At 72.6% G+C, this 7,111-nt stretch carries 6 protein-coding genes; 3 read left to right on the top strand and 3 right to left on the bottom strand.

Translation table 11 applies throughout. The features are described 5' to 3' along the window. Positions 1-287: 287 nt before the first annotated feature. Together ACIHAR_RS17520 and ACIHAR_RS17515 are read right to left on the bottom strand one after the other, a co-directional pair. Positions 288-1,253, bottom strand: a complete 966-nt coding sequence (locus tag ACIHAR_RS17520; protein WP_400020188.1) for a hypothetical protein — start codon at positions 1,251-1,253, stop codon at positions 288-290. After that, on the bottom strand, positions 1,250-2,485 hold the full coding sequence (locus ACIHAR_RS17515; RefSeq protein ID WP_400020186.1) for an SPFH domain-containing protein: 1,236 nt from the start codon (positions 2,483-2,485) through the stop codon (positions 1,250-1,252). The genes ACIHAR_RS17520 and ACIHAR_RS17515 overlap by 4 nt, the downstream gene beginning before the upstream one ends. A gap of 150 nt (positions 2,486-2,635) precedes the next feature. Here ACIHAR_RS17515 and ACIHAR_RS17510 point away from each other — a divergent pair, with 150 nt between their 5' ends. The 3 genes from ACIHAR_RS17510 (at position 2,636) to ACIHAR_RS17500 (ending at position 6,555) form a co-directional block, all read left to right on the top strand. Further along, positions 2,636-3,859, top strand: a complete 1,224-nt coding sequence (locus ACIHAR_RS17510; protein ID WP_365463071.1) for an arginine deiminase — start codon at positions 2,636-2,638, stop codon at positions 3,857-3,859. A gap of 107 nt (positions 3,860-3,966) precedes the next feature. After that, positions 3,967-4,974, top strand: a complete 1,008-nt coding sequence (gene argF, locus ACIHAR_RS17505; RefSeq protein WP_400020184.1) for an ornithine carbamoyltransferase — start codon at positions 3,967-3,969, stop codon at positions 4,972-4,974. A 147-nt stretch (positions 4,975-5,121) separates the two neighbouring features. Next, on the top strand, positions 5,122-6,555 hold the full coding sequence (locus tag ACIHAR_RS17500; RefSeq protein ID WP_400020182.1) for an amino acid permease: 1,434 nt from the start codon (positions 5,122-5,124) through the stop codon (positions 6,553-6,555). Here the strand turns inward: ACIHAR_RS17500 and ACIHAR_RS17495 are convergent. Beyond that, complete coding sequence (locus tag ACIHAR_RS17495) at positions 6,509-6,967, bottom strand: ATP-binding protein (protein WP_365463080.1); 459 nt, start codon at positions 6,965-6,967, stop codon at positions 6,509-6,511. The genes ACIHAR_RS17500 and ACIHAR_RS17495 overlap by 47 nt on opposite strands. Positions 6,968-7,111 lie beyond the last annotated feature (144 nt).

Here is a 7,111-nt window from a genome sequence, read left to right as displayed (position 1 = left end):
CCGCCGCCCCCCCCCCCCCCCGCACCCCCCCCCCCCCCCCCCCCCCCCCCCCCCTCCCCCCCCCCCCCCCCCCCCCCCCCCCCCCCCCCCCCCCCCCCCCCCCCCCCCCCCCCCCCCCCCCCCCCCCCGACGCACCCACCCTCCCCCGGCGGCCGCCGCAGGCGCAGCCCCCCACGACCCACGACCCACGCCCACGACCCACGGCCCACGGCTCACGGCTCACGGCCCCCGACCCCCGACCCACGGCCCCCGACTCACGGCCCCCGACCCACGGCGACCCACGACCCTCACCCCACCAACCGCAATCGCTCCCCCCACACCCCCACCCTCACCGTCTGCCCCCACGTCAGCTCCACCGCGTCACTCTCGATCCCGTCCCCGAACGCGATGAGCCGCTCGCACTCGACGGTGAGGGCGAGCCACCCCCCGGCCGCGAGTTCCCCCGCGACCAGAGACGTCCCCGTCGCCGGCGACGGCCACGCCTCCCGGACGAACCACACCAGCCGCTCCTCCGTCGGCCCGGGCAACCGCACCCCCGCCCCCCGGCGCCCCCCACCCTCATCCCCACCCCCACCCCGACGACCCTCGCCCCGGCCCCCGTCCCCACCCCGCTCCTGCCACACCGACCGGATCCACCCGGTCGCCCCCGTGCCCGTGCCGACCAGCACCCCGGAGGAGGCCTGGGCCTCGACGACACCCCCGTCGTCCTCGAGGCCCAGGCGGTACCGGGCGGTCTGGTGACCCGCGGCGCCCAGGTAGATCTCGTTGAGGGCCACCAGCCGCTGCGTGTCGTCGGCTACGGCTTCGACCATGGTCAGTTCGTCCACGCCCGTGCCGGCGGCGAGCGCGGAGGGCAGCAAGGTGGCCGCGTCACCGGGCCGGTGGCGGACGAGGACACCGGGATTGCGCCCGGGGTCCGTGTCGATGCCCACGACCGGCTGCCCGGCGAGGTACTTGGCGACGTTCGCCACCAGCCCGTCCTGGCCGACCACGACCACCACGTCCTCGGGCGCGAACAGAAAGCGGTCCAGGTCGGCCCGCTCCACCCGTGTCTGACGCCAGCTCAGAGGAATCGCCGCCGTCACCTCCGCCAGCGCCCGCCTCGTGCGGCGGTGCCGTTCGGCGACCTCCCCGATGTCCCGGCCCCGGGAGGCGAGGAAGAAGGCGGCCTGGCCGTGCGTGCCGTGCCGGGCCACCAACTCGTCGTACTCCGTGGTGCGGTGGACCAGCACGGCCCGCGGGGCGAGGCTCATTCCCGGTCCCCGACGCCGAGCTTGGCCAGCAGCCCGGTCAGCACGTCCGGGGAGATGGTCACGCTGTCGATGTGCGGCAGGTTCTCCGCGAGCCGCGTCCCGGTCAGGGCGTGCAGGGTCGCCACGTCGACGTCGGCGTGGACGCGCAGCCAGGCGGCCTGCGCCTGCGCCCGCGCCTCGCCGACCTCGCGCGCCGCTTCGGCCTCCGCGCGGGCGAGCCGTGAGGAGCGGGCGGCTTCCGCCTCGGCGAGCTGGACCGTGCGCGCCGACTCGGCCGTCGCCAGCCGCTCGGTACGCCGCGCCTCGGCGTCGGCCAGCCGCACCTGCTTGGCGGCCTCGGCCTCGGACAGCTTCACGGCCCGCGCGGCCTCGGCCTCGGACAGCTTCACGGCCCGCTCGGCCTCCGCCTCCGCGAGCTTCACGGACCGGGCCGCCTCCGCCTCGGCGAGGCGCACCGTGCGCGTCGCCTCCGCCTCCGCCCGCACCTTGTCCGCGGCCGCGCTCTCCTCCGCCTCCCGGCGCGCGTTCGTACCCCGCTGATCGACCAACTGCTCCTCCCGCCGGGCGAGTTCGATCTTGCTGGCGAGTTCGTTCTCGGCGATCGTCCGCTCCCGCTCGACGGCCACCGCCCGCCGCTCGTACGTCGCCCGGTCGGCCTCCTGCTGGACCTGCTCGCGGGCCGGCGTGCGCAGCGCCCGCTCCACCTCCGGCTCGGGCCGCAGCGCCACGACCCGGACGGCCACGATCTCGATGCCGGTGGCGGGCAGGCGCGGCTCCGCCGCGAGCCCCGCCGCCACGCGCTCCCGCACGGACGTCACCCCGTCGACCAGCGCGGCCGCCAGCGGCGTGCGGGCGAGCACGTCCAGTGCGTGCTGCTGCGCCGTCTCCGTCAGCAGGGTGCCGAGCTGCTCCAGGGGCGCGCCCCGCCAGACGCCCGTGTCCGGGTCGATGGAGAAGTCGAGCCGGGCGGCGGCGACGCCGGGGTCGCTGACGCGGTAGGTCACCGTGGCCTGCACGGCCACGTCCTGGAAGTCGGCGGTGCGGGCGTGGAAGGTCATCGCCAACTCTCGGTCGTCCACCGGGACTTCGGAGAGCGAGGCGCTCAGGGCGCGGAACCAGAAGCTGAGCCCCGGCCCGTCGTGCACCAGCTTTCCGGAGCGGTGGTGACGGACGTGCGCCGTCGGAGCGCCCCGCAGGTGGCGCCAGCCCAGTCGCCGGGTGATGTCGGCCATGAAAGATCCCCCTGGAGTCCCGCCGTTCACGTTTTTCGTCAGTACGACGATAATCGGACCCGTCGCTTGTCGTCAAGGGGACGAAAACAAGCGGGTGCGGAATCGGTCCAGTAGCGGGTGAAGGCGGTCTCCGGTGGTCAGGATGGAGGCATGGGATTCCAAGTCGACTCCGAGGCCGGGCGGCTGCGCCGCGTCATCCTGCACCGGCCGGATCTCGAGCTCAAAAGGCTCACCCCCAGCAACAAGGACGCCCTCCTCTTCGACGACGTGCTGTGGGTGCGCCGGGCGCGCGCCGAGCACGACGGCTTCGCGGACGTCCTGCGCGACCGGGGCGTCGCCGTCCACCTCTTCGGCGATCTGCTCACCGAGGCCCTGGAGATCCCGGCGGCCCGAGCGCTCGTCCTGGACCGGGTCTTCGACGAGAAGGAGTACGGGGTGCTCGCCACCGACCACCTCCGCGCCGCCTTCGAGAACCTTCCCGCGTCCGAACTCGCCGAACTCCTCGTCGGCGGCATGACCAAGCGGGAGTTCCTGGAGGCGCACCCGGAGCCGACCTCGGTCCGCTTCCACGTCATGGAACTGGACGACTTCCTCCTCGGCCCGCTCCCCAACCACCTCTTCACCCGCGACACCTCCGCCTGGATCTACGACGGCGTCTCCATCAACGCGATGCGCTGGCCGGCCCGGCAGCGCGAGACCGTGCACTTCGAGGCGATCTACCGCCACCATCCCCTCTTCCGTGACGAAACGTTCCACGTCTGGTCGGAGGGGCAGGCCGACTATCCCTCCACCATCGAGGGGGGCGACGTCCTGGTCATCGGGAACGGCGCGGTGCTCATCGGGATGAGCGAGCGCACGACCCCCCAGGCGGTCGAGATGCTCGCCCACAAGCTGTTCGCCGCGGGCTCGGCCGAGACGATCGTGGCCCTCGACCTGCCGAAGCGGCGTGCGTTCATGCACCTCGACACCTTGATGACGATGGTCGACGGGGACACCTTCACCCAGTACGCGGGCCTCGGCATGCTCCGCTCCTACACGATCGAGCCGGGCGTCGGGGAGAAGGAGCTGAAGGTGACCGACCATCCGCCGGAGCACATGCACCGCGCGATCGCCGCCGCCCTCGGTCTCAGTGAGGTCCGGGTGCTGACCGCCACCCAGGACGTGCACGCGGCCGAGCGCGAGCAGTGGGACGACGGCTGCAACGTCCTCGCCGTCGAGCCGGGCGTCGTCATCGCCTACGAACGCAACGCCACCACCAACACCCACCTCCGCAAACAGGGCATCGAGGTGATCGAGATCCCCGGCAGCGAACTGGGCCGGGGGAGGGGCGGGCCGCGCTGTATGAGCTGCCCCGTCGAACGCTCGGCCGTGTAGAACGCCGGCAGGGCGGTGGGGAGCGCGCCCGCATAGAAATTCCTCATTTCGTATAGACTTCCAAGGGTCCTGTCACTCCACCCCTTCACCGCACCCTGGAGCGCCCCATGGCGACAGTCCCGACCGCCCTCGCCGGCCGCCACTTCCTCAAGGAGCTGGACTTCACCCAGGAGGAGTTCCGCGGCCTGATCGAGCTGGCCGCCGAGCTGAAGGCCGCCAAGAAGGCCGGGACCGAGACGCGGTACCTGACCGGCAGGAACATCGCCCTGATCTTCGAGAAGACCTCGACGCGCACCCGCTGCGCATTCGAGGTCGCGGCCGCCGACCAGGGCGCCTCGACGACCTACCTCGACCCGTCGGGCTCCCAGATCGGCCACAAGGAGTCCGTGAAGGACACCGCCCGGGTCCTGGGCCGGATGTACGACGGCATCCAGTACAGGGGTGACAGCCAGCGGAAGGTGGAGGAGCTGGCCGCCTTCGCCGGGGTGCCCGTCTACAACGGCCTCACCGACGACTGGCACCCCACCCAGATGCTCGCCGACGTGCTGACGATGACCGAGCACAGCAGCAGGCCCCTGCACGAGATCGCCTTCGCCTACCTCGGCGACGCCCGCTTTAACATGGGCAACTCCTACCTGGTCACCGGCGCCCTGCTCGGCATGGACGTGCGGATCGTGGCGCCGAAGACGTACTGGCCCGCCCAGGAGATCGTCGACCGGGCCCGCGAGCTCGCCGAGACCAGCGGGGCCCGCGTCACCCTCACGGAGTCGCTGGAGGAGGGCGTACACGGCGCCGACTTCGTCGCGACCGACGTGTGGGTGTCCATGGGCGAGCCCAAGGAGGTCTGGGACGAGCGGATCGCCGCCCTCGCCCCGTACGCCGTGACCATGGACGTCCTGCGCGCCACCGGCAACCCGGACGTGAAGTTCCTGCACTGCCTGCCGGCCTTCCACGACCTCGGCACCAAGGTCGGCCGCGAGGTCTACGAGACCCACGGTCTGGATTCCCTCGAAGTGACCGACGAGGTCTTCGAGTCGGCGCACTCGGTCGTCTTCGACGAGGCCGAGAACCGTCTGCACACCATCAAGGCCGTGCTCGTGGCGACGCTTGCCTGAGAAAACCAGGTCCGAGACGTACGTCACCAGGCTTTATGCTGTCCGGCGGCCCGGAGCCACCCCTTCCGAGGCCGCCGCGCGACGCGACCGCGTCGCCGCGCGACACACCCCGTCGCACCCGCACCACCAGAAACGAGCACCACCCGCATGCCCCGCATCAAGTCCCCCGCCCTCCTGGTGGCCGAATCCGGCGCCGACCGGGAAGGCCACGGCCTGCGCCGCACGATGGGCCTCTTCCAGCTGGTCTGCTTCGGCATCGGCGCGATCGTCGGCACCGGCATCTTCGTCGGCCTGTCCGACTCGGTCGCCCAGGCCGGTCCCGCGGTCGTCGTCTCCTTCGTCCTGGCCGCGATCACCTGCGTGTTCACCGCGTTCGCGTTCGCCGAGCTGGCCGGCGCGATCCCCGTCTCCGGCTCCTCGTACTCCTTCGCCTACGCGAGCCTCGGCGAGACCACCGCCTTCCTCGTCGGCTGGTGCCTGCTCCTGGAGTACGGCGTCTCGGTGTCGGCCGTCGCGGTCGGCTGGAGCCAGTACGTCAACGAACTCCTCGAGAGCCTCACCGGCTGGCAGCTGCCCGCCGCCCTCTCGGCCGGCCCGGGCGACGGCGGCGTCGTGAACCTGCCCGCCGTCCTCGTCATCGCCATGGCCGCCGTGCTCCTCGTACGCGGCGTCCGCGAGAGCGCCCGCGCCACCGCCGCCATGGCGGTCCTCAAGCTCGCCATCCTCGTCGCCTTCTGCGCGATCGGCTTCAGCGCCTTCCGGGACGGCAACCTCACGCCGTTCAGCCCGGCCGGCCTCGGCGGCATCGGCGCCGGCACCACCGCCGCCTTCTTCTCCTACATCGGCTTCGACGCGATCACCACGGCCGGCGAGGAGGCCAGGAACCCCCGCCGGGACGTGCCCGTGGCGATCCTCGTCTGCATGGGCGTGGTCACGCTCCTGTACTGCGCGGTCGCGCTCGCCGCGATCGGCGCCATCGGAGCGGACGAGGTCGGCGGCCGTCCCGCGGCCCTCTCCCACGTCGTCAACGAGGTGACCGGCTCCACGGTCGGCGGCGGGATCATCGCCTTCGGCGCGGTCGTCGCCATCGCGTCCGTCGTCCTCGCGGTGATGTACGGACAGACCCGCATCCTGCTGTCCATGGCGCGCGACGGAATGGTCCCGCGCGTCTTCGAGAAGGTTTCGCCCCGCACGGCCACGCCCGTCGCCGGCACCCTGATCGTGGCGTTCGTCTTCGCGCTCCCGGCGGCCTTCGCCTCGCTGGACGCCGTGATGAACCTGTGCACCATCGGCACCCTCGCGATCATGGCGGTCGTCAACGTCGCGGTCATCGCCCTGCGCCGCCGCGAACCGCACCTGGCCCGCACGTTCCGCGTCCCGCTCTTCCCCGTGCTGCCCGTGCTCGGTGTCGGCTGCTGCCTCTACCTGATGTACGAGACGGGCTGGACGACCTGGCTCCAGTTCGCCCTGTTCCTCGCCGCCGGCCTCCTGCTGTACGTCCTCTACGGGCGCCGTAACTCCCGGCTGCCGCAGGTCACGCGGGATGCGGACGCCACTGCGGCGGAACCGCAGCCAGTCTGAACCACACCGCCTTGCCGGTCTCGGTGGGGCGGTGACCGCAGGACGAGCTGAGGGCACGGATCAGCAGCAGCCCGCGCCCGTGCTCCTGCCACGGGTCGGGCTCCCCGCCGGACGGACGCGTCAGGTCACCGGGCGGGACCGGGTCGGGGTCGTGCACCTCGACCTGGCAGCCGGTCGGCAGCAACTGCACCACCAGCTCTATCGGCGTGTTCCCCGCGGTGTGCTCCACGGCGTTCGCCACGAGCTCGGCGGTGAGCAGCTCCGCCGTGTCGCTGTCCGCACCGTGCTCCAGCTCGGCCAGCGCCGTACGGACCAGTGCACGGGCCACCGGCACGGCCGCGGCGGAGTGCGGCAGCGCGATGCGCCAGGAGGCGGGTGAGGCAGGGCGTTCGTGCAAGGCGAGTCCGTTCATGGCGCAGGTTCCTGTACTCGGCATCAGGCTGTCCTGCTTTCAACTTCAGGAATGGTACGGCGGCCTCCGGCAGGGGCTGCGGGGCGGTCGCCGCTCGGGGCCGTCGGCCCCGACACCGGCGGCTTACCCGGCTCAACGGCCCCG

The sequence above is a fragment of the Streptomyces sp. NPDC052016 genome, from assembly GCF_044548445.1.
GTDB lineage: Bacteria > Actinomycetota > Actinomycetes > Streptomycetales > Streptomycetaceae > Streptomyces.
Note: the sequence above shows the minus strand (reverse complement) of the source record. Positions and strands in the feature narration are given on the sequence as shown.